Origin of the sequence: Actinoplanes teichomyceticus ATCC 31121 (assembly GCF_003711105.1) — a bacterium.
GTDB classification, from domain to species: Bacteria; Actinomycetota; Actinomycetes; order Mycobacteriales; family Micromonosporaceae; genus Actinoplanes; species Actinoplanes teichomyceticus.
The window spans coordinates 4,311,295-4,336,474 of the sequence record NZ_CP023865.1; the positions used below are offsets into that span (position 1 = coordinate 4,311,295).

Annotated in this window: 22 protein-coding genes; 8 read left to right on the plus strand and 14 right to left on the minus strand. The window is 74.4% G+C overall.

The window, feature by feature from the left end:
* The first annotated feature begins 25 nt into the window (after positions 1-25).
* Positions 26-493, plus strand: a complete 468-nt coding sequence (locus tag ACTEI_RS19070) for a MarR family winged helix-turn-helix transcriptional regulator (protein ID WP_122978894.1) — start codon at positions 26-28, stop codon at positions 491-493.
* A 214-nt stretch (positions 494-707) separates the two neighbouring features.
* Here the strand turns inward: ACTEI_RS19070 and ACTEI_RS19075 are convergent, their stop codons facing one another.
* The 10 genes from ACTEI_RS19075 to ACTEI_RS19120 all read right to left on the minus strand — a co-directional run bounded on the left by ACTEI_RS19075 (position 708) and on the right by ACTEI_RS19120 (position 13,387).
* Positions 708-2,801, minus strand: coding sequence for an amylo-alpha-1,6-glucosidase (locus tag ACTEI_RS19075; protein WP_122978895.1), 2,094 nt, complete (start codon positions 2,799-2,801; stop codon positions 708-710).
* The gene (locus ACTEI_RS39385) at positions 2,798-3,298 is read right to left on the minus strand and encodes a glycosyltransferase (protein WP_239082418.1); all 501 of its coding nucleotides are present in this window, start codon (positions 3,296-3,298) and stop codon (positions 2,798-2,800) included. Before ACTEI_RS39385 ends, ACTEI_RS19075 begins: the two co-directional genes overlap by 4 nt.
* Before the next feature lie 80 nt (positions 3,299-3,378).
* Complete coding sequence (locus ACTEI_RS19085; RefSeq protein ID WP_122978897.1) at positions 3,379-4,527, minus strand: acetate/propionate family kinase; 1,149 nt, start codon at positions 4,525-4,527, stop codon at positions 3,379-3,381.
* A gap of 2 nt (positions 4,528-4,529) precedes the next feature.
* A complete protein-coding gene (locus tag ACTEI_RS19090; RefSeq protein ID WP_122978898.1) occupies positions 4,530-4,943 on the minus strand; it encodes a DUF6582 domain-containing protein in 414 nt (137 codons plus the stop codon).
* 143 nt (positions 4,944-5,086) lie between these two features.
* Positions 5,087-6,229, minus strand: a complete 1,143-nt coding sequence (locus tag ACTEI_RS19095) for an acyl-CoA dehydrogenase family protein (protein WP_122978899.1) — start codon at positions 6,227-6,229, stop codon at positions 5,087-5,089.
* Position 6,230: 1 nt separating this feature from the next.
* Positions 6,231-8,291 carry an ATP-binding protein gene (locus ACTEI_RS19100; RefSeq protein ID WP_244940690.1) on the minus strand — a complete coding sequence of 687 codons (2,061 nt, stop codon included), beginning with the start codon at positions 8,289-8,291 and terminating at the stop codon, positions 6,231-6,233.
* Positions 8,291-9,865: an acyl-CoA carboxylase subunit beta gene (locus tag ACTEI_RS19105; RefSeq protein ID WP_122978901.1), complete on the minus strand. Its 1,575-nt coding sequence runs from the start codon at positions 9,863-9,865 to the stop codon at positions 8,291-8,293. Before ACTEI_RS19105 ends, ACTEI_RS19100 begins: the two co-directional genes overlap by 1 nt.
* The gene (locus tag ACTEI_RS19110) at positions 9,862-11,598 is read right to left on the minus strand and encodes an acyclic terpene utilization AtuA family protein (RefSeq protein ID WP_239082424.1); all 1,737 of its coding nucleotides are present in this window, start codon (positions 11,596-11,598) and stop codon (positions 9,862-9,864) included. The genes ACTEI_RS19105 and ACTEI_RS19110 overlap by 4 nt, the downstream gene beginning before the upstream one ends.
* A 114-nt stretch (positions 11,599-11,712) precedes the next feature.
* A complete protein-coding gene (locus tag ACTEI_RS19115) occupies positions 11,713-12,345 on the minus strand; it encodes a TetR/AcrR family transcriptional regulator (protein ID WP_164466019.1) in 633 nt (210 codons plus the stop codon).
* A gap of 313 nt (positions 12,346-12,658) precedes the next feature.
* Positions 12,659-13,387 carry a YqjF family protein gene (locus tag ACTEI_RS19120; protein WP_122978904.1) on the minus strand — a complete coding sequence of 243 codons (729 nt, stop codon included), beginning with the start codon at positions 13,385-13,387 and terminating at the stop codon, positions 12,659-12,661.
* Positions 13,388-13,638: 251 nt separating this feature from the next.
* Here ACTEI_RS19120 and ACTEI_RS19125 point away from each other — a divergent pair, with 251 nt between their 5' ends.
* Both ACTEI_RS19125 and ACTEI_RS19130 read left to right on the plus strand, forming a co-directional pair.
* Positions 13,639-14,157: a universal stress protein gene (locus ACTEI_RS19125; RefSeq protein ID WP_164466020.1), complete on the plus strand. Its 519-nt coding sequence runs from the start codon at positions 13,639-13,641 to the stop codon at positions 14,155-14,157.
* Positions 14,158-14,222: 65 nt separating this feature from the next.
* On the plus strand, positions 14,223-15,059 hold the full coding sequence (locus ACTEI_RS19130; protein ID WP_122978906.1) for a universal stress protein: 837 nt from the start codon (positions 14,223-14,225) through the stop codon (positions 15,057-15,059).
* Between the two features lie 51 nt (positions 15,060-15,110).
* Here the strand turns inward: ACTEI_RS19130 and ACTEI_RS19135 are convergent, their stop codons facing one another.
* From ACTEI_RS19135 to ACTEI_RS19150, 4 genes are all read right to left on the minus strand, one after another.
* Positions 15,111-16,094, minus strand: a complete 984-nt coding sequence (locus ACTEI_RS19135; protein ID WP_122978907.1) for a phosphotransferase family protein — start codon at positions 16,092-16,094, stop codon at positions 15,111-15,113.
* 200 nt (positions 16,095-16,294) lie between these two features.
* A complete protein-coding gene (locus tag ACTEI_RS19140) occupies positions 16,295-17,299 on the minus strand; it encodes a 2-hydroxyacid dehydrogenase (RefSeq protein ID WP_122982255.1) in 1,005 nt (334 codons plus the stop codon).
* A gap of 62 nt (positions 17,300-17,361) precedes the next feature.
* The gene (gene katG / locus ACTEI_RS19145) at positions 17,362-19,638 is read right to left on the minus strand and encodes a catalase/peroxidase HPI (protein ID WP_122978908.1); all 2,277 of its coding nucleotides are present in this window, start codon (positions 19,636-19,638) and stop codon (positions 17,362-17,364) included.
* A gap of 23 nt (positions 19,639-19,661) precedes the next feature.
* Entirely contained in the window at positions 19,662-20,090 is a 429-nt protein-coding gene (locus tag ACTEI_RS19150; RefSeq protein WP_122982256.1) for a Fur family transcriptional regulator, read from the minus strand.
* Between the two features lie 216 nt (positions 20,091-20,306).
* On the opposite strand from ACTEI_RS19150, the gene ACTEI_RS38445 reads away from it, so the two are divergent.
* The 5 genes from ACTEI_RS38445 to ACTEI_RS19170 are packed head-to-tail and all read left to right on the plus strand — an operon-like array spanning position 20,307 to position 25,176.
* A complete protein-coding gene (locus ACTEI_RS38445) occupies positions 20,307-20,477 on the plus strand; it encodes a hypothetical protein (RefSeq protein ID WP_164466021.1) in 171 nt (56 codons plus the stop codon).
* Positions 20,461-22,644 (plus strand): FxsB family cyclophane-forming radical SAM/SPASM peptide maturase, encoded by a 2,184-nt coding sequence (locus ACTEI_RS19155; protein ID WP_239082417.1) that lies wholly within the window; start codon positions 20,461-20,463, stop codon positions 22,642-22,644. Before ACTEI_RS38445 ends, ACTEI_RS19155 begins: the two co-directional genes overlap by 17 nt.
* Positions 22,638-23,474: an AAC(3) family N-acetyltransferase gene (locus ACTEI_RS19160; protein ID WP_122978909.1), complete on the plus strand. Its 837-nt coding sequence runs from the start codon at positions 22,638-22,640 to the stop codon at positions 23,472-23,474. The genes ACTEI_RS19155 and ACTEI_RS19160 overlap by 7 nt, the downstream gene beginning before the upstream one ends.
* 26 nt (positions 23,475-23,500) lie before the next feature.
* Complete coding sequence (locus tag ACTEI_RS19165) at positions 23,501-24,154, plus strand: TIR-like protein FxsC (protein ID WP_122978910.1); 654 nt, start codon at positions 23,501-23,503, stop codon at positions 24,152-24,154.
* The gene (locus tag ACTEI_RS19170; RefSeq protein ID WP_222942285.1) at positions 24,151-25,176 is read left to right on the plus strand and encodes a TIR-like protein FxsC; all 1,026 of its coding nucleotides are present in this window, start codon (positions 24,151-24,153) and stop codon (positions 25,174-25,176) included. The genes ACTEI_RS19165 and ACTEI_RS19170 overlap by 4 nt, the downstream gene beginning before the upstream one ends.
* Positions 25,177-25,180 lie beyond the last annotated feature (4 nt).

The following is a 25,180-nucleotide window of genomic DNA, read 5'->3' on the forward strand; positions in this document are numbered from 1 at the left end:
GATCGTTCGCACCGAAGGTGGACACATGGCGACCCAGCAATGGTCTGACACCGATCTCGCAGCTCAGCCCGCCGCCTATTGGACCGGGGTGGCCTATGAGTCGCTTATCGCCTACACGCGCGCCCGGCATGTCGAGTTCGGCTTCACGCAACCTCAGTTCTGGCTGCTGCGTAATCTGTCCAGGGAGGATCTCCTGCCGGACGGGGGCGGGCGGACCGTCCCGGAACTCCGGCAGGCGATGAAGTCCTACCTGAGGGCCGAGGACGATCTGGAGGCCGAAGCGGAGGTTCTCCTGGAACGCGGCTGGCTGACCCGAGACGACGACGGCAGGCTGTGGCTCACCGGATCCGGGGAAGAGGCTCGCGTACGCCTGAAGCAGCACGCCCCGGAAATCCGCGCTCACATCCACCAGGGCATCGACGACGCGGATTACGTTACGGCCCTGAAGGTACTGATGAGAATGATCCGGAACACCGGTGGATCAGTGGAGTGACGCGGCGGTGGCCGCCACCGACCGGCCGGTGACCGGGGCGGCTGCCGGCGCCTCGGCCGTCACCTCCCTGGAGCGGCGGCCGAGTGCGGTGGCGCCCGCACCGGCGCGCTGCTCGGCATCGCCGGTCAGCAGACGCTGGCGCCCCGGTCGATGGTCCGCTCCGGTCCGGCGTACCCCGGGCCGGAGCGGACCACGGCTCACCGATGACGCGCCCTCACCGCTTCCAGCCGGCTGGCAGACCCTCGATCTCGGCGCGGTCGCCTTCCGCGCTCACCCGTACCGTCGCCGGGCCCAGCCGCAGCTCGGCCAGGCTGAGCCGGCCCCACTGGCGCGGCAGCCGGGGCGCCATCCGCAGGGTCCTGGCGGGCACGTCGGGGTCCAGCCCGAGCGCCGCGCGCACCAGCAGCAGCGGCGCCGCGGCCGCCCATGCCTGCGGTGAGCAGGAGGTCGGGTAGGGCACCGGTGGGCTGAACCGGGCGCGCTCGAAACCGCAGAACAGCTCGGGCAGCCGGCCGCCGAACGCGGTCGCGGCATCCAGCAGGCCGCCGATCAGCCGGTGTGCCAGCGGCACCGCGCCGGGGATGTGCCGGTAGCGCAGCAGACCCGCGACCACGATCGCGGTGTCGTGCGGCCACACCGAGCCGTTGTGGTAGCTCATCGGGTTGTAGGCGCCCATCGTCGCGGACATGGTGCGCAGCCCGTACCCGGTGTCCATGTCGCGTCCGGACAGCCGCTGCACCAGCCGCTCGGCGTGCTCGTCCGGCACGATGCCGGCCCACAACGCGTGACCCGGATTGCTGGTCAGCGCGTCGACCGGCGCCTTGGCCCCGTCCAGGGCGAGGGCGTACCAGCCCCGGTCGGGCAACCAGAACCGGTCGGTGAACCGGGTGCGCAGCTCGGCTGCCCGCCGCCGGCACCGTTCGGCCCGCTGATCGTCGCCGAACGCCTGCGCCAGCTCGGCGCGGGCCAGCCAGGCCGTGTACGCGTACGCCTGCACCTCACACAGCGCGATCGGCGTGCGCGCCGGTGTGCCGTCGGCGAACGCGATCGCGTCGAAGCTGTCCTTCCAGCCCTGGTTGGCCAGGCCCCGGTCCGTGGCGCGCTGGTACTCCACGAAGCCGTCACCGTCGCGGTCGCCGTAACGCTCCAGCCACTCCAGAGCGGCGTCGGCGGCCGGCAGCAGCCGCCGGATCGTGGCTTCGTCGGCGCCCCACCGCCACGCCTCGGCGAGCAGCATCACGAACAACGGCGTGGCGTCCACGCTGCCGTAGTAGTGACTGCCGCCCAGAGCGCGGTCGCTGTCCGGGCCGAGCCGCAGCTCGTGCAGGATGCGCCCCGGCTGCTCCTCGGTCACCGGGTCCACCGCGCGGCCCTGGGTCGCGGCCAGCATCTGCAGCGTGCCCAACGCCAGATTGAGGTCCAGCGGCAGCACCGACCACGCGGTGAGCAGACTGTCGCGGCCGAACAGCGTCATGAACCACGGTGCTCCCGCCGCGACGAACGGACGCCCGGTCCGCGGATCCGGGATCTGCAGCGCCCCCAGATCCGTCTCGGTACGGCGCAGCACCGCCGCCAGCGCCGGGTCGTCGACGTCGACGCGGGTGCTCGCCTGCCGCCACGCCTGCAGCTTGCGGGCCGCGGCACTGTGGTCGATTCGCTGGCCGCGTTCGAATCCGGGGCTGATCCAGCGACCCGCCGCCATCGGCTCGGCGACGATCTCGGTGCCCCACTGCCCCCGGGCCGGCACGACGATCCGCCAGCTCAACCCACCCGGGGTGACCAGCGGATCGCCGGAGGTGGTGACCCGCAGCCGGCGCCCGCCGTCGGCGCGGGCCGTCAGCTGCAGCTCCTGCCCGTCGACGGTGGTGTCCGCCCCGCCGCCGGCCGCGCGGCCCTCCTTGACCGCGAACAGATCGGCGAAGTCCGCCTCCACGACGAGGGAGAGCACGCACGTGGTGGCCTCGCGGCCGAGGTTCTCCACCGTGACCGTCTCCCGGAGGCCGTCGCCGACCAGGCGTTCCCGCGTGATCAGCAGGGTGCTGTCGGCCAGCCCGGCCAGCGGCGGGCGACGCAGCACGAACCGCGCCGCGTACGCGTCCGGCGCGAGCACGCTCAGCGGCTGGGGCCGGTGCCCGTCGAGCCGTAGCTGCCACCGCGACAACACCCGCGCGTCCCGGACGAACAGGCCGTGCGCGTTACCGGGATCGACGTCGCCGGCGGCGTCGGAGAGACAGAACGTCGAGCCTTCCACCAGCGTGACCGCTTGCCCGACGAGCGTCGGCTCGCCCGCATGGAGCGGCCCCGTCATGCCGCACCCGCCGACTCGGACGGTTCCGCGGGGCGCCCGGTGTGCCGGGAGAGCGGGGCCCGGCCGGTCCGGCCGGAACGCCGGTGGTCACGCTGGTAGCGGCGGTCCCGCGCGGCATCCAGATCGCCGTAGTCGCGGCGCAGCTGGTCGAGGTCGGTGACCCGGGCCGTCGCGGCGGCTGCCCGGCGTTCGAGAACCTGCCGGTAGACGGCGGTGTACCCGGAACCGAGGCGGTCGACGTCGAACAGGTCGGCGACCCGGCGGCGGCAGGCGGCCGCATCGAGACGATCGAGACGGCCCAGCAGTTCGGGCAGCTCGGCGGGATGGTCGGCGATGTACCCGGTGACGCCGTCGGCGACCACCTCCGCCACGGCGCCGCCCCGCAACGCCACCACCGGGGTGCCGCACGCCATGTCCTCGATCATCACCATGCCGAACGGCTCCTCCCACTGCACCGGGAACAGCAGGCAGCGGGCTCCGCCGCGGTCCGCCGGCACCGGCGCACCCGGCTGGATCCGCGGCGTCTCCCCCTTCGCGCGTCCGGTCGCCGTGACCGCGCCCCCGCTCATGGTGGCGGTCAGCGCCCGGCCGGCGGTCGCCGGGACGCTCGGCTGTCGGACCCGGGACCCCGCCGGCTGAGCGGACGGGCGAGGTCCTCCCGATCGCCGCGCAGCGCGGTGCCGGCTTCACGGGCCAGCTGTAGTTCCTCGCGGGGCTCGACGACCAGCACGGCGATGCGGGACTCGGCCGGGCTGATCGGGCCGTCCTCGTCGCGGTTGCCGGTGACCGGCAGCGGTACACCGAGCAGCCCGAGCCCGGCGCACACGGCGTGGCGGACCTCCGGCTGGTCCCAGCCGATCTCGCCGGTGAAGACCACGGCGTCGAGGCGGTCCAGCGACGTCGCGGCGGCGGCGATCTCGCGGCGCACCCGGTGGGTGAACACGTCCAGCGCCGGGTCGCCGACCAGGTCGCGGGTGTCGCCGGAGCGGCCGCCGGAGAGGCCGAGCAGCCCGGAGTGGTGGTACAGCCCGTCGGTCAGCTCGTCCAGCGTCAAGCGGCCGTCGAGCAGCCACAGCAGCATGCCCGGGTCCACCGCGCCGGAGCGTTTGCTCATCGGGACGCCGTCGAGCGGGGTGAAGCCCATCGAGGTGTCCACGCTGCGGCCGTCGCGGACCGCGCAGACCGACGCGCCGCCGCCCAGGTGGGCGAGCACCATCTGCAGCCGGTCGACCGGGCGCTGCAGCAGTTCGGCGGCCCGGACGGTGGCGTACGCGTAGGACAGTCCGTGGAAGCCGTGCCGGCGCAGCCCCCACCGCTCGCGCCACCGCGCGGGCAGCGGGTACGTGGCGGCGTGCGCGGGCAGGCCGGCGTGGAAGGCGTCGTCCGGGCAGACCACGTGCGGCACGTCGGGCAGCAGCTCGCGCAGCGTGTCGAGCAGGGTGAGCGCGGGTGGCACGTGCAGCGGCGCGAGGTCGGCCACCCGGTCCAGCCCGGCGCGCAGCTCGTCGTCGACGATCGTGGGCCGGCGCACCAGGTCCCCGCCGTGCACCAGGCGGTGCGCGACCGCGGCCGGGGCGTCCCGGCCGCTGACGAAGGCGCGCACCGCCTCGGTGGCGGGCGCGGCGCCGGGCGGGTCGGCCAGGTCGCACCGATCGAGCACCCGGTCACCGTCGACAAGGACCAGGTGCAGGCTGTTGGAGCCGGCGTTGACGGTCAGCACGGCCATGATCAGCGCTTCTGGAGGGCGCGGACCAGCTCGGCCTTGGTCATCGTGGAGCGGCCGGCGACGCCGCGGTCGCGGGCTTCGGCGTACAGCTCGGCCTTCGTCCGCCCGGACCGTGCGACGCCCGGGTCGCGCGGTTTGCTGGACGATTTCATGCGCTTGGTGGGTTTGCCCAGCTCGCGCCAGCTGGTCTCGGTCATCTGGACGCCGAGCCGGCGGGCGGCCCGCTGGATACGGCGGAACGCCTCGTCACGCTCGGCGTCGGTGGCGTCACGGACCTGGTCGAAGCGGGCGATCGCGTTGCGCACGTGGCTCGCGTCGTGCAGCGGCTCCTTGCGCAGCCGGGGGAAGGCGAACTCGCTGTCCGGCATCGCGTCGCGGGCGGCGGCGTCGAGCGCGGTGGTCTTCTTGGCAGCCATGATCCTCAGATACCCCGGCGGGCGGCGGTTCTCACCCGAGGCCGGCCTGTGCGCCACCGTCGTGCGGACGCGAGCGCCACCCACGCGCGCCGGGAATCGAGGCCGTGGCGAGAGCCGGTCTTCGCGTCGCCCGCGCGTCGGGATCAGTAGGAGCGCGGCAGGCCCAGCGAGAACTGGGCGACGAAGTTCAGCGCCATCTCCCGGCTGACCGGGGCCATCCGGGTCAGCCGGGCCGTGGCCAGCGCCTGGACCAGGCCGTACTCGCTGGCCAGGCCGTTGCCGCCGTGGGTCTGGATGGCCTGGTCGACCGCGGCGCAGACCACCTCGCCGGCCGCGTACTTGGCCATGTTCGCCGCCTCCCCGGCCGCCTTCAGGTCCCCGGCGGCGTGCAGCGCCGCGGCCTTCTGGGTGAGCAGGCGGGCCGCCTCGATCTCCACGTGCAGCTTCGCCAGCGGGTGGCTGATCGCCTGGTGCGCGCCGATCGGGACGCCCCAGACGGCGCGCTCCCCCGCGTACCGCACCGCCTTGCGCAACGCCCAGCGCGCCATGCCGGTCGCCGACGACGCGGCCATGATGCGTTCCGGGTTGAGGCCGGCGAACAGCTGATCGAATCCGGCCTCCGGGTCGCCGATCAGGGCGTCGGCCGGCAGCCGCACGTCGTCCAGGAACAGGGTGAACTGGTCCTCCGGCGCGACCAGGCCCATGTCGATCCGGCGGTGGGTGAAGCCGGGCGCGCCGACCGGGACCATGAACAGCGCCGGGCGGTCGCCGGCCCGGGCCACCACCAGCACGTGCGAGGCCTCGTCCACCCCACTGATGTACGTCTTGGTCCCGCCGAGCACCCACCCGTCGCCGTCCCGGCGGGCCCGCGTGGCGATCCGGTGGGTGTTGGATCCGGCGTCCGGTTCGGTGATCCCGAAGACGTACGTCGCGGTGCCGTCGGCCAGGCCCGGCAGCCAGCGCCGCCTCTGCTCGCCGGTGCCGAACCGGGCGATCATCGTGCCCACGATGGCCGGCGACACCACCATGAGCAGCAGCGGACAGCCGGCGGTGGCCAACTCCTCGCACACGGCGGCCAGGTCGCCGATGTCGCCGCCACCGCCGCCGTATTCGGCCGGGACGGCCACGCCGAGGTAGCCCAGGGCGGCGGCCTCCCGCCACAGCTCGGTGGTCTTGCGGCCGTCGCGGGCGGCGGCGTAGAAGTAGGCCTCGCCGTAGCGGCCGGCGAGGCGGGCCACGGCAGCGCGCAGTTCCCGGCGTTCCGCGGACTCGACAAAATCGGTCAACTCATCCCCCAGACGACGGATCCAGAGCCACGCCGCCGGACGCCGCGGCGATTCCCGACGACCGGCCGGCGACCGGGGCGGCCTCCGACGGCTCGACGACGGGCGTCACGGCCACGGGCGCGGGCACGCCGGGCGGCTCCACCGCGCCGGGCGACTCCGGCGCATCGGCGGGCTCCCGCGCCTCGGGCGGGTGGATCACGGCGAGGACCTCTCCCGCCGCCACCTGCCGGCCGACCGCCGCGATCGGCCCGGCCACCACCCCCGCACCCGGCGCGGTCAGCGTCTGCTGCATCTTCATGGCCTCCAGGACCACGACCGGATCCCCCGCCGCGACCCGGTCGCCCACGGCCACCGGTACGGCGACGACCAGGCCGGGCATCGGGGCGAGCAGCGACCCGGCGGCGACGCTCGCGGCCGGGTCGGTGAAGACCGGTACGGCCTCGAAGTCGTACGCCCCGTCCGGCCCGCGCACGTCCGCGCCGCCGCCGGCCACGCTCACCCGGTACGTCTCGCGCACCCCGTGGTCGTCGAGCACGACCCGCCCGTCCGCGTCCGCCCGCACCACCCGCACGCCCGGCAGCCAGGACGACTCCAGGCGCCCGCCGCGCGAGGTGTAGCTCACCTGGTACGCCGTCGCGCCGCACCGGTACGTCCGCACCCGCTCCCGGCTGGGCACGTTGCGCCACGCCGCCGGGATCCGCGCCTGCACCGGGGCGGTGGCCGCGCCGGTGACCGCGGCGCCGAGCGCCGCCGCCAGGGCCGCTTTCCGGATCGTGTGGCCGGTGCCGGCGCCGGTCCACGCAGGCAGCCGCCGGTCCAGCAGCGCGGTGTCGACCCGACCGGCGGCGAAGTCGTCGTCGGCGAGGATCGCGCGCAGCAGGGCGAGGTTGGTGGTGACGCCGTGCACCGCCGCGCGCCGCAGCGCGTCGGCGAGCAGCCGGATCGCCGAGTCCCGGTCCGGACCGTGCGCGACCACCTTGGCGAGCATGGCGTCGTAGTGGACGCCGACCGCGCTGCCCGGCTCCACGCCGGAGTCCACGCGTACGCCGGGGGCCGGGAAGTCGAAGGCCCGCAGTCGGCCGGTCTGCGGCGCGAAGCCCGCCGCCGGGTCCTCGGCGTAGAGCCGCACCTCGACGGCGTGCCCGGACATCGCCGGTGGCGCCGGTGGCAGCCGGCGGCCCTCGGCGATCGCGATCTGCCAGGCGACCAGGTCGAGGCCGGTCACCGCCTCGGTGACCGGATGCTCCACCTGCAGCCGGGTGTTCATCTCCAGGAAGAAGATGCGCTCCCGGTCGACGAGGAACTCGACCGTGCCGGCGCTGCGATAGCGCACCGCTTCGGCGGCCGCCGAAGCGTGCCGGTGCAGCGCGGCGCGGACCGCGTCGGGCAGGCCCGGCGCCGGCGCCTCCTCGACGATCTTCTGGTGCCGCCGCTGGATCGAGCAGTCCCGGTCGCCGAGGATCCAGATCCGGCCGCCCGCGTCGCCGAGGACCTGCACCTCGACATGCCGGGCCGCGGGCAGGTACGGCTCGGTGAAGACCGCGCCGTCGCCGAACGCGGCGGCCGCCTCGGCCCGCGCGGCGCGCAACGCCGGGCCCAGCGCCTGCGGGTCGGTCACCACCCGCATACCGCGCCCGCCCCCGCCGGCCGCCGCCTTGATCAGCAGCGGGAACGTCCGGTCGCCGGAGAGCACCGGGACCCCGGCGCGGGCGACCAGCTCCTTGGCGCGGATCTTGTCGCCCATCGCCTCGATCGCCTCCGGGTTCGGACCGATCCAGATCAGCCCGGCGGCCGGCACGTCCCGGGCGAAGCCGGCGTTCTCCGACAGGAACCCGTATCCGGGGTGGATCGCGTCGGCGCCGGTGCGCCGCGCCGCCGCGACGATCCCCGCCGCGTCCAGGTACGACTCCACCCGGACCGCGACGTCCGCCTCGGTGACGTGCGGCAGGTCCCGGTCCGGGTCGGTGTGGACGGCGACCGTCGCGATGCCGAGCGCGCGGCAGGTCCGGAAGATCCGGCGGGCGATCTCACCCCGGTTGGCGACCAGCAGACGGTGGATCATCACAGGCGGAACACTCCGTAACCGCGGGCGCCCCGGACCGGCGCGTTGTGGATGACGGACAGGCAGATGCCGAGCACGGTACGGGTGTCGCGCGGGTCGATGACCCCGTCGTCGTAGAGCATCCCGGAGGTGCGGTACGCCAGCGACTCCCGCTCGATCTGCTCCTCGATCGCCGCCCGGGTCCGCGCGTCGGCCTCCTCGTCGAACGGCCGCCCGGCCGCGGCGGCGGCCTGCCGCGACACGATCGAGACCACCCCGGCCAGCTGGGCCGGGCCCATCACCGCGGACTTCGCGCCGACCCAGCTGAACAGGAACCGCGGGTCGTACGCCCGGCCGCTCATCCCGTAGTTGCCGGCCCCGTAGGACGCGCCCATCACGATCGACAGGTGCGGGACCGCCGAGTTGGACACCGCATTGATCATCTGGGCGCCGTGCTTGATGATGCCGCCCTGCTCGTACTGCCTGCCGACCATGTAACCGGTGGTGTTGTGCAGGAACAGCAGCGGGGTGTCGGTCTGGTTGGCCAGCTGGATGAACTGGGCGGCCTTCTGCGCCTCCGGGCTGAACAGCACCCCGTGCGCGTTGGCCAGGATGCCGATCGGGTAGCCGTGCAGACGCGCCCAGCCGGTCACCAGGCTCGGCCCGTAGAGCGGCTTGAACTCGTCGAACTCGCTGCCGTCGACGATCCGGCCGATCACCTCGCGCGGGTCGAACGGCACCCTCAGGTCGGCCGGCACGATGCCGAGCAGCTCCTCCGGGTCGAGCGCGGGCTCGGCGTACCCGGCGCGGGGCGCCGGCCCGAGCTTGCGCCAGTTGAACCGGCCGACGATGCGCCGGCCGATCCGGATCGCGTCGTGCTCGTCGGCGGCGAGGTGATCGGCCAGTCCGGAGGTGCGCGCGTGCATCTGCGCGCCGCCGAGCGACTCGTCGTCCGACTCCTCACCGGTGGCCATCCTCACCAGCGGCGGCCCGCCGAGGAACACCTTCGCGCGGCCGGCCACCATCACCACGTGGTCGCTGAGCCCGGGGACGTAGGCGCCGCCGGCCGTGGAGTTGCCGAAGACCAGCGCGACGGTGGGGCGCCGGTCGGCGCTGGCCTCGGTGAGACCGCGGAAGTGCCGGCCGCCCGGGATGAAGATGTCCTTCTGGGTGGCCAGGTCGGCGCCGCCCGACTCGACCAGGTTGACGGTGGGCAGCCGGTTCTCCGCGGCGATCTGCGCGGCCCGGAAGCTCTTCTTCAGGGTGACCGGGTTGCTGGCCCCGCCGCGCACGGTCGGGTCGTTCGCCACGATCATGCACTCGACGCCCTCGATCACGCCGAGGCCGGTGACCACCGAGCCGCCGACGGCGAACTCGGTGCCCCAGCCGGCCAGGGTGCTCAGCTCCAGGAACGCCGAGTCCGGGTCGATCAGCAGCTCGATGCGTTCCCGGGCGGTCAGCCGGCCGCGGCGGCGGTGCCGGTCGACCGCCTCCGGCCCGCCACCGGCGAGGGCCCGGGCGTGCTGGGCCGCCAGGTCGGCGACCCGCTCCAGCATGGCGGCACGATTCTCGGCGTACGCCGGTGGCAGGCTCATGTCAGCAGCTCCGTGGGGATGTCGGCGACCCGGGCGCGCAGCCACTCCCCGACCGCCTTGGCCTGCGGGTCGCTGCGGGTGGACGCGGCCACCCCGGCGCCGAGCAGGCCGTCGACGACGATGTTCAGGGCGGCCAGGTGGGGCAGCGCGTGCACGGTCACCCGCAGCGGTGCGGTCTCCGGCAGCAGCTGCCGCACGCGCGCGGCGTCGAGCCAGCCGGCCAGCCAGGCGTACGCGTCGTGCCGGCGCGGATGCCGCGCCGGGATCCACACGCCGATGGTGGCGGTCCCGCCCTTGTCGCCGGACCGCGCGTGCACCAGCCGGCCGAGCGGCGCGGGCGTGGCCGGCGCGCCCGCCAGCCGGTGGGCCCGCCGGGGCCCGGCCGTCCCCGGAGGGCCGCCGCTTGCCCGGACCGCGGCCGGTGGCCGGAGGTCGCCGCTCGCCGCGACGGCGGCCGGTGGCGGGCCGTCGCCGCTCGTCCCGACGGCGGCCGGTGGCGGGGTGTCGCCGCTCGCCGCGACGGCGGCCGGTGGCGGGATGTCGATCCGGGCGCCGTCGGGCAGCACGGCGACGTGCGGGATGTCGGACTGCGGGAGGTGGGCGGTCTCCAGGACGCCGAACTCTCGGGCGGCGGCCGGCGGCGCGGTGACGTGGAAGCCCGGGTAGGAGGCCAGGGCCAGCTCGACGGCGGCGCCGCTGAACGCGCGGCCGACCACGTCCGGGTCGAAATCCTGGACGTGGCAGTGCAGCAGGGCGGACGCCTGCGCCTGGGTGGCCGGATCGGGCCGGTCGGTGCGGGCCAGCTCCCAGGTGATCACGGCCGGCGGCCGGGCCAGGGCGGCCTCCAGCTGGCGGCGGACCCACGCCGCCTTCGCCTCGATGTCCAGGCCGGTCAGCACGAACGTGACGGTGTTCCGGTGCCCGCCGGGGCGGTTGACGGCGACCTTGGCGGTGGCCGGCGGCGCCGCACCCCGTACCCCGAAGATCTTGACCCGGTCGGCGCCCTGCTGCACCAGCTGGACCGTGTCCAGCCGGGTGACCACGTCGGGGCCGAGGTAGCGAGGCGTGTCGATCTCGTAGACGAGCTGCGCGGTGACCGTGTCCACGGTGACCGCGCCGCCGGTGCCGGGATGCTTGGTGATCACCACGGTGCCGTCGGCGGCGATCTCGGCGAGCGGGAAGCCGAGCGGGCGGCCGGTGTCCAGGGTGGTGAACCCGCTGAAGTTGCCGCCGGTGGCCTGCGTGCCGCACTCCAGGACGTGCCCGGCGACGGTTCCGGCGGCGAGCAGGTCCAGGTCCTCGCGGGTCCAGCCGAACTCGGCGACCGCCGGTCCGAGGGTCAGCGCGGCGTCGGTGACCCGGCCGGTGACCACCACGTCGGCGCCGTGGCGCAGGGCTTCGGCGATGCCGAACGCGCCCAGGTACGCGTGGGCGCCCAGCGCTCCGGGCCAGTGCAGCGCGTCGCCCTCCACGTGCGCGACCCGCACGCCGCCACCGAGCTCCCGGATCGCCTCGGCCAGCCCGGCCGGGTTGACGCCGCCGGCGTTGGCCACGATCCGCACGTTCGCCGAGCGGGCCAGGCCCAGGCACTCGGTGAGCTGGCGCAGGAACGTCCGGGCGTAGCCGAGCCGCGGGTCCCGCCGGCGGTCGCGGCCGAGGATGAGCATGGTCAGTTCGGCCAGGTAGTCGCCGGTCAGGTAGTCCAGCGGGCCGCCTTCGAGCATCTCGCGCATGGCCGACAAGCGGTCGCCGTAGAAGCCGGAGCAGTTGCCGACGCGGATCGATCGCACCAAGCCCGGCTCCCCTCGCTTGTGGTGAGGGTCACGTTAGGCAATCTGACAAAATTGTCAAGCCTGCGCGCGCAGACCGATCGCGGCCGCCCACAGCTTCGACATGTGCTCGACCACCGCCTCCTCCTCCAACGGCTCCCGCAGCGCGTAGATGACGTGCGCCATCTGCTCGACCATCGCGCCGAGCACGATCGCGGTCATCCGCGGGTCCAGCCCCGGGTCGGCCAGCCCGGCCTCCTGCAGGCGGCGCAGGCCCTCGGCGCCCCGGTGCACGTACAGCTCCCGGACCTCCAGCAGCAGCCGCCGCAGCGTGTCGTCGGAGTCCGCGCCCCGCTCGACCAGGCGCAGCACCCGGGAGGCGTTGCGCCACGCGCGCAGGTAGCCGCGGTTGGCGGCGACGATCCGGGCGTACGGGTCGCCGGCCGTGTCCGGCGCCACCCGGCTCTCGGCGAACATCTCCTCGGCCACCATCCGCACGACCGTGCGCAGCAGGTCGTCCTTGGACTCGAAATAGGTGTAGAAGGTGCCGTAGGAGACCCCGGCCGCCTGCGCCACCTGCTCCGGCGTGAAACCCGGCCAGCCGCGCGTCTCCAGCAGCTCGCGGCCGGCCGCGACCAGCGCGTCCCGGGTCCGCCGCCCGCGCGCGGTGACCGGCGCGGACGGCGCCGGCTTGGTTCGTGATCGGCCCATGGCCACCATCATCGCGCCCGCGACCGGCGCCACCGCCGGCCGGACCGCAGCCGACGCCGGCCTGCGGTGCCCGGCCGGACCGCAGCCGGCGCCGGTTTGCGATACCCGACCCGACCGCAGCCGGCGCCGGTTTGCGATACCCGACCCGACCGCAGCCGGCGCCGGTTTGCGATACCCGACCCGACCGCAGCCGGCGCCGGTTTGCGATACCCGACCCGACCGCAGCCGGGCGGAACCAGCGCCCCACGGCCGGTCGGACCGTCACCGGCCGGGACCAGCGCACCACGGCCGGGCCGGACCGCGACCGGGCCCGTCAGGTGGCGACCGGGCCGAAGGTGACCGGCACGCCCGGGGAATACAGCACGCTCACCGGCGGCGTGTCGATGCCGGGCAGGCCGGCCGCCGCCAGCAGCGTGTCGTCGAGGTCGAGCAGCTCGGCCCGGTGCAGCGGCCACCGCGGGTGCTCGTTGGCCAGGTGCCGGGTGCGGCCCCACGCCCGGGTGTGCAGCCCCCACCGGGCGGTGAGGAAATGCTCCAGCCGGGACGGCTCGGCGATCGGCTCGCCGACCCGGATCCGCATCCGGTTGACCGCCGGGCGCGGTCCCGGCCAGCGGCGGCGCGAGACGTAGGCGAGCTGGTCACCGTCGCGGGTCAGCCGCATCCGCGCCCACATGTACGGCAGTCGCAGGCTCACCCGGGCGACCAGCACCGGGATCAGCCGCTCGGCCTCCAGCGACCGGAACACCACGGCCCGCCGCCCCCGCCCGTCCACGCTGTACAGCCGCACGTTGGTCTCGCAGAACGTGCCCAGGTAGGGCACCCCCGGCCCGCGCAGGAAGCCGAACCGCTCCATCCGGAAGCCGATCACCCCGGCGTAGGTCACCCCGTCGAGCACGTCCGGAACGGTGCCGGCCGGCAGCAGCGGCGCGACCCGGGCCGGGTCCACCGGCCAGTGCAGGAAAGCCAGGTCGGTCCAGCGCTGCCCGAGCACGACGCGGGCCACCGGCCGCACCGTCTCGGTGGTGATCTCCTCGACGTCCATCGCACCAGCCTGCCGCAGCGCCGTGGGCACTCCGGCGCCCGGGGCCCCGCGACACCGCCCGCACCCGCCGTGACCAGGCCGTTAGGCCCTTAACCGGGCGCCTGAGCGAGCGGGACGATACGGGTGAGGCGGACACCGGGTGGCCGGGCCGGCCGGACGGCGGCGACTGGCCGCGGAGCCGCCGGACGCACCGTCGCCGCTCCCGGTGTGCGCCGCCTCGTCCGGTCGCGGAAAACCGTGAGGTGATCACTGTGCGTACGGAACTCTCCGGAAGCCGGCTCGACTGTCTCGCCGCCGCCGTCAGCCTGCGGCTGCCGCCCGGCGGGCGCCGGGCGTTGCGGGCCGACCCCTGTCACGGCGCGGTGGACGTCCTGGGTACGCCGGATCCGCCCGGCGCCGTGGTGCTCGCGGCGATCACCGACGACCACGCCCGGCACGCCGTGCTGGAGCACGCCGCCGGGCGCGCCCGGGAACTCGGCCTCCCGCTGCGGGCGGTGCACGTGTGGGACGGCCACCGGCCGTACCCGGACCTGCTGCTGGACGCCACCTGCTACGCCGATCTGGACGCCGGCACGGCGGCCGCGGTGCGGCGGGAGATCCGGCGGGACCGGCATCCCGCGCACGCGCTGTCCGCGCTCAGCCACCACGCCGCGCTGCTGGTCGTCGCGGCCACCGGGGCGCTGGGCACGGCCCGCACGCTGGGCGCGACCGCGGCCGCCCTGATCGGGCACACCGCCTGCCCGCTCACCATCGTCCTGCCCACCCGGTGAGGGCCCGCGGCTGACCCGCGGTCCCGGCACCCGCGCGAACCGGTTACCTCGACGAGGAGGACACCATGAAAATCATCATCGGGTACGACGGGTCGTCCGACGCCCGCGCGGCCGCGGACTGGGCCCTCGACGAGGCGCAGCGCACCGGCCTGCCGGTGGAGTTCGTCTACGCCGACGAGTGGCCGTTCTGGCTGATGCCGTCCCCGGTCCTGGCCACCGACCAGTCGATCAAGCACGCCATCGCCACCATGCTGCGCCGCGCCGTGGCCGAGGCCGAGCGCAGCCACCCGGCGGTGCAGGCCGACTGGGTACGGATCCGCGCACACGCCGCCCCGGCGCTGATCGAACGTTCCGCCGACGCCGCCCTGCTCGTGGTCGGCGGGCGCGGGCACAGCGCGGTGGCCGGACTGCTCGGCTCGGTCGCCGCCGCGGTCGGCGCCCACGCCCACTGCCCGGTCGTGATCGCCCGGGGCGACCCGGACCCGGCCGCCCCGGTGGTCGCCGGGGTCGACGACTCCCCCGCCGCGGCCGCGGTGCTGCGCTTCGCGGCCGAGCACGCGCTGGCCCGGGGCGTGCCGCTGCGGGTGATCCGTGCCTGGCCGCCGGTGACCGGGCTGTTCGAGGACGCGTCGTGGGCGGCTCGCACGGTGCCCGCCTCGCTGCGGGAGCCGTTCGACGCGCTGGTGACCGAGATCCGGGACGCGTATCCCGGGCTGCAGGTGCGGGCCGAGGCCGTACCGGACGATCCGGGCGGCGCGCTGGAGCGGGCCGCGGCCGGGGCGCAGTTGCTGGTGGCCGGCAGTCGCGGCCTGGGCCCGGTCCGGGGCCTGCTGGCCGGCTCGGTGAGCCAGCGCCTGCTGCGCCACAGCCCGTGCCCGGTGGCGGTGCTGCACACCACCTGAGCGAGCGCCGGCCCGGTGGCCGCATCGACCGGTGCGGCCACCGTGGCGTCATCACCCGGCGCGGTCGAACAGCGCCATCGTCTCGTCCAGCCGCTTCCGGGCCCAGTCGTAGTTGTCCGTGCCGGGGAAGTTCCGGTACGCCGTCTCGATCGTCATGATGAGCGCGAGGTACAGGCAGTACAGGCGGCGGCGTACCCGCTCGTCCGGGGTCGACGGGCCGTGGCCGTAACCGCGGATGAACGCCGACGAGTCGCCGTACGCGGGCACCTCGCTCCCGGTGAAACCGGCCTCGATCAGCGGGTCGCCGAAGAGGGCCCGCTCATGGTCGATGATCGCGACGATCCGGCCGTCCCGGACCATCACGTTGTTGTCCCACATGTCCCACTCGACGAACCGCGGCTCGGTCACCTCGTCGAGCGCGCCGGCGTGCGCCGCGATCACCTCGCGCACCATCCGGTAGTCGTGGCCGAGGTCCACGTCGCGGCGCTCGCCGTCACCCAGCACGTCCTCGATCATCCGGGTGAAGGCCGCCCGCCAGGTCGGGAAGCCCGGGCCGGCCAGCGGGCCGAAGGCCGCGCCGCGGATGGTGTTGAGCTCGCGGTTGAGCGCGCCGAGCGCCTCGTCGTAGGCGGCGCGCTGGGCGGGCGTGTGCCGGTCGCGCAACATACCGAGGTTGTCCGCGTCGATGTACGGCATGACGAACCAGTCCGCGTCGCACAGCCGGTGGCCGCGGTCGGCGTACTCGACGGCCGGCACCGGCGCGGTGGTGTGCTCGCGGATCAGGCGCAGCGCGGTCAGCTCGGTGGCCATCGCGCCGCGCTCGTAGGTCATCACCTCCACGGCCGGCGGCGGGGCGATCTTGAGAACGACCTCGCGTCCGGAGCGCAGCCGGATCCGGTAGGCGACGTTGAACCAGCCGTGGCCCAGCTCGCTGCACCAGTCGCCGCCGGCCGGGACCTCGCCCGGCCCGTAGGCGCGCTCGATCATCGCCTGGAGCACGTCCGGGCGCTGCCGGTTCTTGGTGATGCTGTCCATGACGGGCCTCCGCGGAACCGGTGCGACGGGGATGAGAGCGCTCTCCTGCCCGGCCAACCTAGCGGCTGCCTGGCCGCACGGAAAGGCCGCCACCCGACCGGCCGCCGAGCGACGATGCCGCTGCGGGCCGCTGGAACACCGCCGCGGCGGGCGCGCCCGGCGGCGGTGCAGCGGCCGGAGGCGCCGCCGGGCCGGCAAGGTCAGTGGACCAGCGCGTCCGGCGCGATGCCGGCGGTGGAGCCGTCCCGGCCGTACGCCGTCAGGCTCCCGATCGTGCTGGCCGCGATGTTGCGCAGCGCGTCCTCGGTGAAGAACGCCTGGTGGCCGGTGATCAGCACGTTCGGGAAGGAGACCAGGCGGGTGAACAGGTCGTCGCTGAGCACCTGGTCGGAGAGGTCCTCGAAGAACAGCGCCGCCTCCTCCTCGTACACGTCGAGTCCGAGGTGGCCGATCCGGCCGCTCATCAGGCCCCGGATCACCGCCGCGGTGTCGACCAGGGCCCCGCGGCTGGTGTTGATCAGCATGACGCCCTCGCGCATCATCGCGATGCGCGACTCGTCGATCAGGTGGTGCGTCTCCGGGGTCAACGGGCAGTGCAGGGTGACGACGTCGGACTCGGCGAGCAGCGTCTCCAGCGGCACGTAGGTGGCGCCCGCCTCGATCGCCTCCCGCGCCGGGTACGGGTCGGTGGCCAGCACCCGGCAGCCGAACCCGGCCATGATCCGGATGAAGCACACGCCGATCTTGCCGGTGCCGACCACCCCGACGGTACGGCCGTGCAGGTCGAAGCCGAGCAGCCCGTTGAGCGCGAAGTTGTGCTCGCGCACCCGGTTGTACGCCCGGTGGATGCGCCGGTTGAGCGCCAGCACCAGACCCGCGCAGTGCTCGGCCACCGCGTACGGCGAATAGCCCGGCACCCGGGTGACCGCGAGCCCCAGCCGGCGCGCGGCGCCCAGGTCGACGTGGTTGTAACCGGCCGAGCGCAGCGCGACCATCCGCACCCCGGCCGTGGCGAGGCGCTCGAGCACCGGCGCGCCGAGATCGTCGTTGACGAACGCGCAGACCGCGTCGCAGCCGACCGCCAGCGACGCGGTGTCCGGGGTGAGCCGGGGTTCCAGGAAGGTCAGCTCGTGCCCGGCCTCGTGGTTGGCCTCGCTGAGGAACCGGCTGTCATACGGCTTTGTGCTGAACACCGCAACGCGCATGATCGACACCCTAACCGCCCGGCCGATCACGGATCGGCCGGGCGGTTACGGATGTGCGGGGATCAGACCAGGTCGAAGCGGTCCAGCTCCATGACCTTGACCCAGGCCGCGACGAAGTCGGTGACGAACTTCTCGCGGGCGTCGTCGCTGGCGTAGACCTCGGCGAGAGCCCGCAGCTGCGAGTTCGAGCCGAAGATCAGGTCCACCGCGGTGGCGGTCCACTTCACCTGGTCGGTGGCCAGGTCGCGGATCTCGTACACGTGCTCCTCGGACTCCGACGCCTTCCACCGGGTGCCCGGGGACAGCAGGTTGACGAAGAAGTCGTTGGTCAGCGCGCCCGGCTTGTCGGTCAGCACGCCGTGCTGCGAGCCGCCGAAGTTCGCGCCGAGGCTGCGCAGGCCGCCCAGCAGGACGGTCATCTCCGGCGCGGTCAGGTTCAGCATGTAGGCGCGGTCGACGAGCAGCACCTCCGGCTGGGTCTTCTCACCCGGGCGCAGGTAGTTGCGGAAACCGTCGGCGCGCGGCTCGAGCACCCGGAACGACTCGACGTCGGTCTGCTCCTGGCTGGCGTCGGTGCGACCCGGGTGGAACGGCACGGTCACCTCGACGCCGGCGTCGCGCGCCGCCTTCTCGACCGCGGCCGAACCGGCCAGCACGATCAGGTCGGCCAGCGAGATCTTCGCGCCGCCGGCCGCGTTGAACTCCTGCTGGATGCCCTCCAGGGTGGCCAGCACGGTGGCCAGCTGCTCCGGCTGGTTGACCTCCCAGTTGCGCTGCGGCTCGAGCCGGATGCGCGCGCCGTTGGCGCCACCGCGCTTGTCGGTGGAGCGGAAGCTGGCCGCCGAGGCCCAGGCGGTGGAGATCAGCTGGGCGGTGCTCAGGCCGGACTCCAGGACCTTCGCCTTGAGGGCGGCGACGTCGGTGTCGGTGACCAGCGGGTGGTCGACGGCCGGCACCGGGTCCTGCCACAGCTGCTGCTCCGGCACCCACGGGCCGAGGAAGCGGCTGACCGGGCCCATGTCACGGTGCAGCAGCTTGTACCACGCCTTGGCGAACGCGAGCGCGAACTCGTCCGGGTTCTCCAGGAAGCGGCGGGAGATCTTCTCGTACACCGGGTCGACGCGCAGCGACAGGTCGGTCGTCAGCATCGTCGGCTTGTGCTTCTTCGACGGGTCGTGCGCGTCCGGGATGATCGCCTCGGCGTCCTTGGCGACCCACTGCTTGGCGCCACCGGGGCTGGTGGTCAGCTCCCACTCGTAGCCGAAGAGGATCTCGAAGAAGCGGTTGCTCCACTCGGTCGGCTTGTCGGTCCAGGTGACCTCGAGGCCGCTGGTGATGGTGTCGCCGCCCTTGCCGGCGCCGTGCGTGCTGAGCCAGCCCAGGCCCTGCGCCTCCAGCGGGGCGGCCTCCGGCTCCGGGCCCACGTGGTCGTTGGCCACCGCGGCGCCGTGGGTCTTGCCGAAGGTGTGCCCACCGGCGATGAGCGCGACGGTCTCCTCGTCGTTCATCGCCATCCGGGCGAAGGTCTCCCGGATGAAGTGCGCCGCCGCCAACGGGTCGGCGTTGCCGCGCGGGCCCTCCGGGTTGACGTAGATCAGGCCCATCTCGGTGGCGCCGACGTCCGCGGCCATCTCCTTGTCGGAGACGTAGCGCTCGTCGCCGAGCCAGGTGTCCTCCGGACCCCAGAAGATCTCCTCGGGCTCCCAGACGTCGACGCGACCGAAGCCGAAGCCGAAGGTCTTGAAGCCCATCGACTCCAGGGCCACGTTGCCGGCCAGCACCAGCAGGTCGGCCCAGGAGATCTTCTGGCCGTACTTCTGCTTCACCGGCCACAGCAGGCGGCGCGCCTTGTCCAGGTTGGCGTTGTCCGGCCAGCTGTTGAGCGGGGCGAACCGCTGCCCGCCGTCACCGGCGCCGCCGCGGCCGTCGTGGATGCGGTAGGTGCCGGCCGCGTGCCAGCTCATCCGGATCATCAGGCCGCCGTAGTGGCCGAAGTCGGCCGGCCACCAGTCCTGCGAGGTGGTCAGCGTCTCGATGATGTCGCGTTTGAGGGCCTCGACGTCGAGCTTGGCGAACTCCTTGGCGTACGCGAAGTCCGGGCCCAGCGGGTTGCCCTTGCTGGAGTGGGCGTGCAGCACCGACAGGTCGAGCTGGTTGGGCCACCAGTCCCGGTTGCTCCGCGGGCGCCCGCCGGTCTTCGGGGTCGGCGAGGAGATGCCCGGGTTCTCGCTCTCGCTGCCCTGCGACGTCACGGAGTCGTGCGCGACCGGGCACCCGGCCGCCGCCTTCTTGTCCACGCCTTGCGCGCTGGCCGGCGCGTTGTCCTGGATGTCGCTCATTTGTTTCCTTCCGAACTGGCGGATCACTCGGGAGTGCGGTTGGTCACGCAATCGGGGCAGGTGCCCCAGAAGACGACCTCCGCCTCGTCGACCAGGAAGCCGTAGTCGTCGGAGGCGGTGAGGCAGGGGGCATGGCCGACAGCGCAGTCGACGTCGGCGATCGCACCGCACGAACGGCACACGACGTGGTGGTGGTTGTCCCGCACCCGCATCTCGTAGCGGGCGGTCGCGCCGGCAGGCTGGATGCGCCGCACCAGACCGGTGTCGGTGAGCGCACGCAGCACATCGTAGACCGCCTGGTGGGAGACCGAAGGGAGATCCTCGCGCACCAGCGCGATCACCGTGTCGGTGTCGATGTGGGGGTGGTCACGCAGCGCGGTGAGCACCGCCAGCCGCGGCCGGGTCACACGCAACGAGACCGCCCGAAGCTGCGCCTCGAAGCCGGCCGTCATGCCGATGACCATAGTCGGCTTTTCTGGAATTAATCAAGTTTCCCCACCCGCGGGAGGCGGATCCCACACCTCCGCCGCGCGGCCGGCCGCCGGACCCGCGTGCCACGCGCCGGGGTGCGCGTCGCGGCCGCACCGGCCCGGCCCGCGGCGCGGTGACAACACGTCGAGGGTCTTCTATTGTTGGGCTGTTGTCGTCGAGCCTCTGGGAGCAGGAACGTGGATCTCATCGAGGACCAACGCCGGGACCTTGCGCCGCTGGAGGACCTGCGCCGCACGCCGCTGGGCGGCATCGACCCGCGCCGGGCGGCCGAGGTGGCCCGGGCCCAGACCCGTGACGAGGCCGAGCGCGGCCGGATCGACTCGGCGCTCTTTGGCTCCGCCATCTAGCCCGATCAGCCAGTACGTTCTGAAGATCGCCAGCCGGTGCGATCTGAAGTGCGACTACTGCTACGTCTACGAGCACGCCGACCAGGGCTGGCGCCGGCAGCCTCCACAGATGGAGCCGGCCACCGTGACCGCCGTCGCGCGGCGCATCGCCGAGCACGCCGAGCGGCACCGCCTGCCGACCGTGCGGGTGGTGCTGCACGGCGGTGAGCCGCTGCTGGTCGGCGCCCGCCGCCTGGACGAGATCGCCGCCGAGCTGCACGCCATCGTCGGCCCGCGGCTGGACCTGCGGATGCAGACCAACGGGGTGCTGCTGACCGAGGAGATCTGCCACATCGCGAAGCGGCGGCGGATCCGGATCGGCGTGTCGCTCGACGGGGACCTCGCCGCCCACGACCGGCACCGCCGGTTCGCGCACGGCGGCGGCAGCCACCGGCACGTGCTGCGCGCCCTGTCGCTGCTGCGCGCCGAGCCGAACCGGGCCGCCTACGCCGGCCTGTTGTGCACCGTCGACCTGCGCAACGACCCGCTGCGGGTGTACCACGCGCTGCTGGCCCAGCAGCCGCCCCGGATCGACTTCCTGCTGCCGCACGCCACCTGGGACAACCCGCCGCCGGGGGCCGGGGCCACGCCGTACGCGCGCTGGTTGTCGGCGGTGTTCCGCCGGTGGACGGCCGACGGCCGGCCGGTGCCGATCCGCCTGTTCGACGCCCTGCTGTCGCCCGGCACGGTCGGCGCGGAGGCGGTCGGGCTGGGCCCGGCCGACCTGGTGGTGATCGAGACCGACGGCTCCTACGAGCAGGTCGACTCGCTCAAGGTGGCCTACGACGGGGCGGCCGCGACCGGATTGGACGTCTTCACCTCCCCGGTCGACGAGGTGGCCGCCCACCCGATGATCGCCGTCCGGCAGACCGGACTGGCCGGGCTCAGCGCCACCTGCCGGGCCTGCGACGTGGTGGACCGCTGCGGCGGCGGCCAGTTCGCGCACCGGTTCCGCACCGGGACCGGCTTCGACAACCCGTCGGTGTACTGCGCCGACCTGAAGGAATTGATCGACGGCATGGACGATCGGGACGCCCTGGCCACCTGGGTGCGCGACGAGCTGGCCGGCGGCGCCGGCGGCGCGGACGCGCTCGCCCAGCTCGCGCCGGTCCACGAGGCCATGGTCCGGGCCCGGCTGGTCACCCTCGCCGCGCACGGCCCGGCGGGCACGCCGCCGCCCGGCTGGGCGCAGCTGGTCGCGCTCGACGAGACCGCGCCCGAGGCGGTCCGGGCGGTGCTCACCCATCCGTTCGTCCGGCGCGGCGACGCCGCCCACCTGGCCGGTGTCGCCGCCGCCGCGGCGATCCGCGCGGGCGCGGAGATCCGCCTGGCGGTGCCGGTCCACGACGGCCTGCTCGCCCTGCCGACGCTGGGCGCCCTGCGCTGGCCGGACGGCGACCCGGTGGCCGAGGTCCGCACGTTCGCCGGCGGGTTCCACGCCGGCGACGTGACGGTACGCCTGGACCGGCCGTCCGCGCGCTGGCTGCCGGCCCGGCGGTTGCGCCTCGGCGACGGCCCGCCGGTGCTGCTGGAGGACACCGACCCGCTGCGCGACGCCTATCCCGGGCTGCCGCTGACCGGCCGGCTGGACGACGCCGCGGCCGCCGCCTGGCAGCAACGCCTCGACGGCGCCGTGGCCGGCCTGCGCGCCGACGCCCCGGAATACCTGCCCGGCCTGGCCGCCACGCTGCGCGCGATCGTGCCGCTGCGGCACGACGGCACCGGCACGCAGCGGGCCGGCTCGGCGCGCACCGCGTTCGGCGCGGTCGCGGCCACTCCGGAGGACCCGGACGCGCTGGCGTTGCTGCTGGTCCACGAGGTGCAGCACCTCAAGCTCGGGGCGGTGCTGGACGTCTGCCCGATGTTCGACGCGCGCGACCCGCGCCGCCTGCCGGTGCCGTGGCGGCCGGACCCGCGCCCGGCCGAGGGCGTGCTGCAGGGCACGTACGCGTTCCTGGCGGTCGCCGACGTGTGGCGCCGCCGCCCCGGCCCGGCCGCCGCGGCCCGTTTCACGCAGCTGCGCGGCTGGCTCGACGTGGTGCTCGACCGGCTGCTCGGCGCCGCCTTCCTGACCCCGGCCGGGGTACGGTTCGCCACCGCGATGCGTGGCACCGTGGACCGATGGTGAACCACGACCTGGCCGAGGACCTGCGCCGGGCCGGGCTGCGACCGGGCGCGACCGTGCTGGCGCACTGCTCGCTGCACGAGGTGGGCTGGCTGCCGGACGGCCCGGCCACCCTGCGCCGGGCGTTGCAGCGGGTGCTCACCCCGGGCGGCACGCTGGTGGTGCCGACGCACACGGCCGGCAACTCGAACACCTCGGACCAGTACCGCCGCGCGACCGCCGGCAAGTCCGCGGCGGCCCGGGCGGCCTGGGAGGACGCCATCGAGCCGTTCGACCCGGACACCAGCCCGTCGCACGAGATGGGGCTGCTCGCCGAGGACGTACGCCGGCACCCGGGGACCCTGCGCAGCCGGCACCCGCACACCTCGTTCAGCGCGCTCGGGCCGCGGGCACGGGAGCTGACCGCGGTGCACGACCTGGACTGTCACCTGGGTGAGCGGTCCCCGGTCGGCGCGCTGTACGCGGCGGACGCGACGGTGCTGATGATCGGGGTCGGCTACGACCACTGCACCGCGTTCCACCTGGCCGAGTACCGCCTGCCCACCCCGCCGCGGCGCCGGGCGCACCGCTGCTACGTGCGCGACGAGCGGGGCGGGCGCCGCCGTGTCGACTTCCTCGCCCCGCACCTGGACGACCACGACTTCCCGCTGCTGGGCGCGGCGTTCGAGGGTACCGGGGTGGTGCGCGCCGGACGGGTCGGCAACGCCCGGACCCGGCTGTTCGAGATCCGGGCCGCCGTCGATTTCGCGGTCGGCTGGATGACCGAGCATCGTGGACGCTCGCCGGGGTGTCCGGACTCGCCCGCGGTCGATATCGTGAACCTCCACCGTTGAGGAGCGTGCGAGCTGGGGAGCGGAGCATGACCTCGAGTTCCCGTACGCCGGTCTTCTTCATCAGCTACGCCCACCGCCCGCAGCGGGCCCGGGCGCAGCGCGACGCGCACCTGGTCCGCGAGTTCTACGACACGCTGTACGGGCACGTCGACGAGCTGCTCGGCCTGCAGGCCGGGCAGGAGGCCGGCTTCATGGACGCCGAGCTGGACGGCGGCCAGCGCTGGTCCGACGACCTGGCGTACGCGATCGGCCACTGCCAGGTCCTGGTCCCGCTGATCTCGCCACGCTTCGGCGGCAGCGAGTGGTGCGCCCGGGAATGGCACGCCTTCGCCCGCCGCCCGCACCGCAAGTTCCCGAAGGCGAAGTCGTCGCACGGCGCCACCCCGATCATCCCGGTGTCCTGGACCCCGTTCCCGATCGAGCAGCTGCCCGGCGAGATCGCCGCGGTGCAGTTCTTCACCCCGGCCGGGCTGCCCGCCCCGGAGATGGCGCGGCTGTACCACCGGGAGGGGCTGTACGGCCTGCTGCAACTCGGCGAACGGGGCCTGGAGGTGTACGAGGCGGTGGTGTGGAAGCTGGCCCAGTGGATCGCGGACGCGTTCTGGACGCACGACGTCGAGATCGACGACGACGTCGACTTCCGCGGCCTGCCCACCAAGTTCGGGGAGGACCCGACGTGATCTTCTACCTCAGTCACGCGCACGCGGCCCGCGGCGGCGGGGCCCCCGACCCCTGGGTGCGGCGGTTCTTCGACGCCCTGTCCGACGCCGTGCACGCCCGCACCGGCGACGGCGGTTTCCACGACGGGCAGCTGGCCCCGGGCGCCGACAGCAAGCAGCAGCTCACCGCGGCCCTCGGGCAGGCCCAGGTGTTCGTCCCGCTGTACTCGCCGCAGTACTTCAACAACTCGTGGGCCGTGGCCGAGCTGACCTCGTTCCGGTCCCGGTTGCGCGGGTTCGCCCCGGCCGAGGCGGCCCGCCACATCGTGCCGGTGGTCTGGACGCCGCTGCCGCCGTGGGCCGCGCGCCCCGAGGTCGACGAGGCGTTCGGCCTGGTCGGCAAGTCGGTGGAGTACTCCGAGAACGGTATGCGCGCGCTGTGCATGCTCAGCGTCTACCGCGACGCGTACCGCGACCTGGTGACCCGGTTCGCCGACCGGATCGCCGCCGTGGTCCACGAGTCGCCGCTGGCCCCGTCGGCGGCCGCCCCGCCGGTCCCGCGACCGCCGGACACCGGCGAACCGGCGCTGCTGGTGTCCCTGCTGGCCGCCGAGGGCTCCGGGTACGACCTGCCGGCGCTGGCCGGCCGGGTGCTGGCGGCGGCCGAGCGGCTCGGCGTCCCGGCCCTGCAGGCGCCGCCCGACCAGGTGCGCCGGCAGGCCGGGCGGCGGCCGTGCGTGCTGCTGATCGACGCCGGGGCCGGCCCGGAGACGGTGCGCGCCACGGTCACCGGACTGCCCGGCTGGGTGATCGCGCTGGTCGTCGCGAGCGCGTCGGCGGCGACCGGAGCGCTCACCGGTATCCTGCGAACCGCCGGCCTGCCCCGGGTCAGCCCGGTCCGCACGGTCGCCGAGTTCGAGCGCACCGCCCCGCTGCTGGTGACCGAGGCGCGCAAGCAGTATCTGCGGCACGGACCGGTGGTGACCGCACCCGGCTCGCCGCGGCCGAGCCTGCGCCGGACCGTCGACGACAAGCGAGGATAGGGGC

Coding starts and splice junctions, on each gene's coding strand:
- ACTEI_RS19070 (WP_122978894.1), top strand. CDS start 26: ATGGCGACCCAGCAATGGTCTGACACCGATCTCGCAGCTCAGCCCGCC.
- ACTEI_RS19075 (WP_122978895.1), bottom strand. CDS start 2,801: ATGACGGGGCCGCTCCATGCGGGCGAGCCGACGCTCGTCGGGCAAGCG.
- ACTEI_RS19085 (WP_122978897.1), bottom strand. CDS start 4,527: ATGGCCGTGCTGACCGTCAACGCCGGCTCCAACAGCCTGCACCTGGTC.
- ACTEI_RS19090 (WP_122978898.1), bottom strand. CDS start 4,943: ATGGCTGCCAAGAAGACCACCGCGCTCGACGCCGCCGCCCGCGACGCG.
- ACTEI_RS19100 (WP_244940690.1), bottom strand. CDS start 8,291: ATGATCCACCGTCTGCTGGTCGCCAACCGGGGTGAGATCGCCCGCCGG.
- ACTEI_RS19105 (WP_122978901.1), bottom strand. CDS start 9,865: ATGAGCCTGCCACCGGCGTACGCCGAGAATCGTGCCGCCATGCTGGAG.
- ACTEI_RS19110 (WP_239082424.1), bottom strand. CDS start 11,598: ATGCGCGAGATGCTCGAAGGCGGCCCGCTGGACTACCTGACCGGCGAC.
- ACTEI_RS19115 (WP_164466019.1), bottom strand. CDS start 12,345: ATGGGCCGATCACGAACCAAGCCGGCGCCGTCCGCGCCGGTCACCGCG.
- ACTEI_RS19120 (WP_122978904.1), bottom strand. CDS start 13,387: ATGGACGTCGAGGAGATCACCACCGAGACGGTGCGGCCGGTGGCCCGC.
- ACTEI_RS19130 (WP_122978906.1), top strand. CDS start 14,223: ATGAAAATCATCATCGGGTACGACGGGTCGTCCGACGCCCGCGCGGCC.
- ACTEI_RS19135 (WP_122978907.1), bottom strand. CDS start 16,094: ATGGACAGCATCACCAAGAACCGGCAGCGCCCGGACGTGCTCCAGGCG.
- ACTEI_RS19140 (WP_122982255.1), bottom strand. CDS start 17,299: ATGCGCGTTGCGGTGTTCAGCACAAAGCCGTATGACAGCCGGTTCCTC.
- katG (WP_122978908.1), bottom strand. CDS start 19,638: ATGAGCGACATCCAGGACAACGCGCCGGCCAGCGCGCAAGGCGTGGAC.
- ACTEI_RS19150 (WP_122982256.1), bottom strand. CDS start 20,090: ATGACGGCCGGCTTCGAGGCGCAGCTTCGGGCGGTCTCGTTGCGTGTG.
- ACTEI_RS19160 (WP_122978909.1), top strand. CDS start 22,638: ATGGTGAACCACGACCTGGCCGAGGACCTGCGCCGGGCCGGGCTGCGA.
- ACTEI_RS19165 (WP_122978910.1), top strand. CDS start 23,501: ATGACCTCGAGTTCCCGTACGCCGGTCTTCTTCATCAGCTACGCCCAC.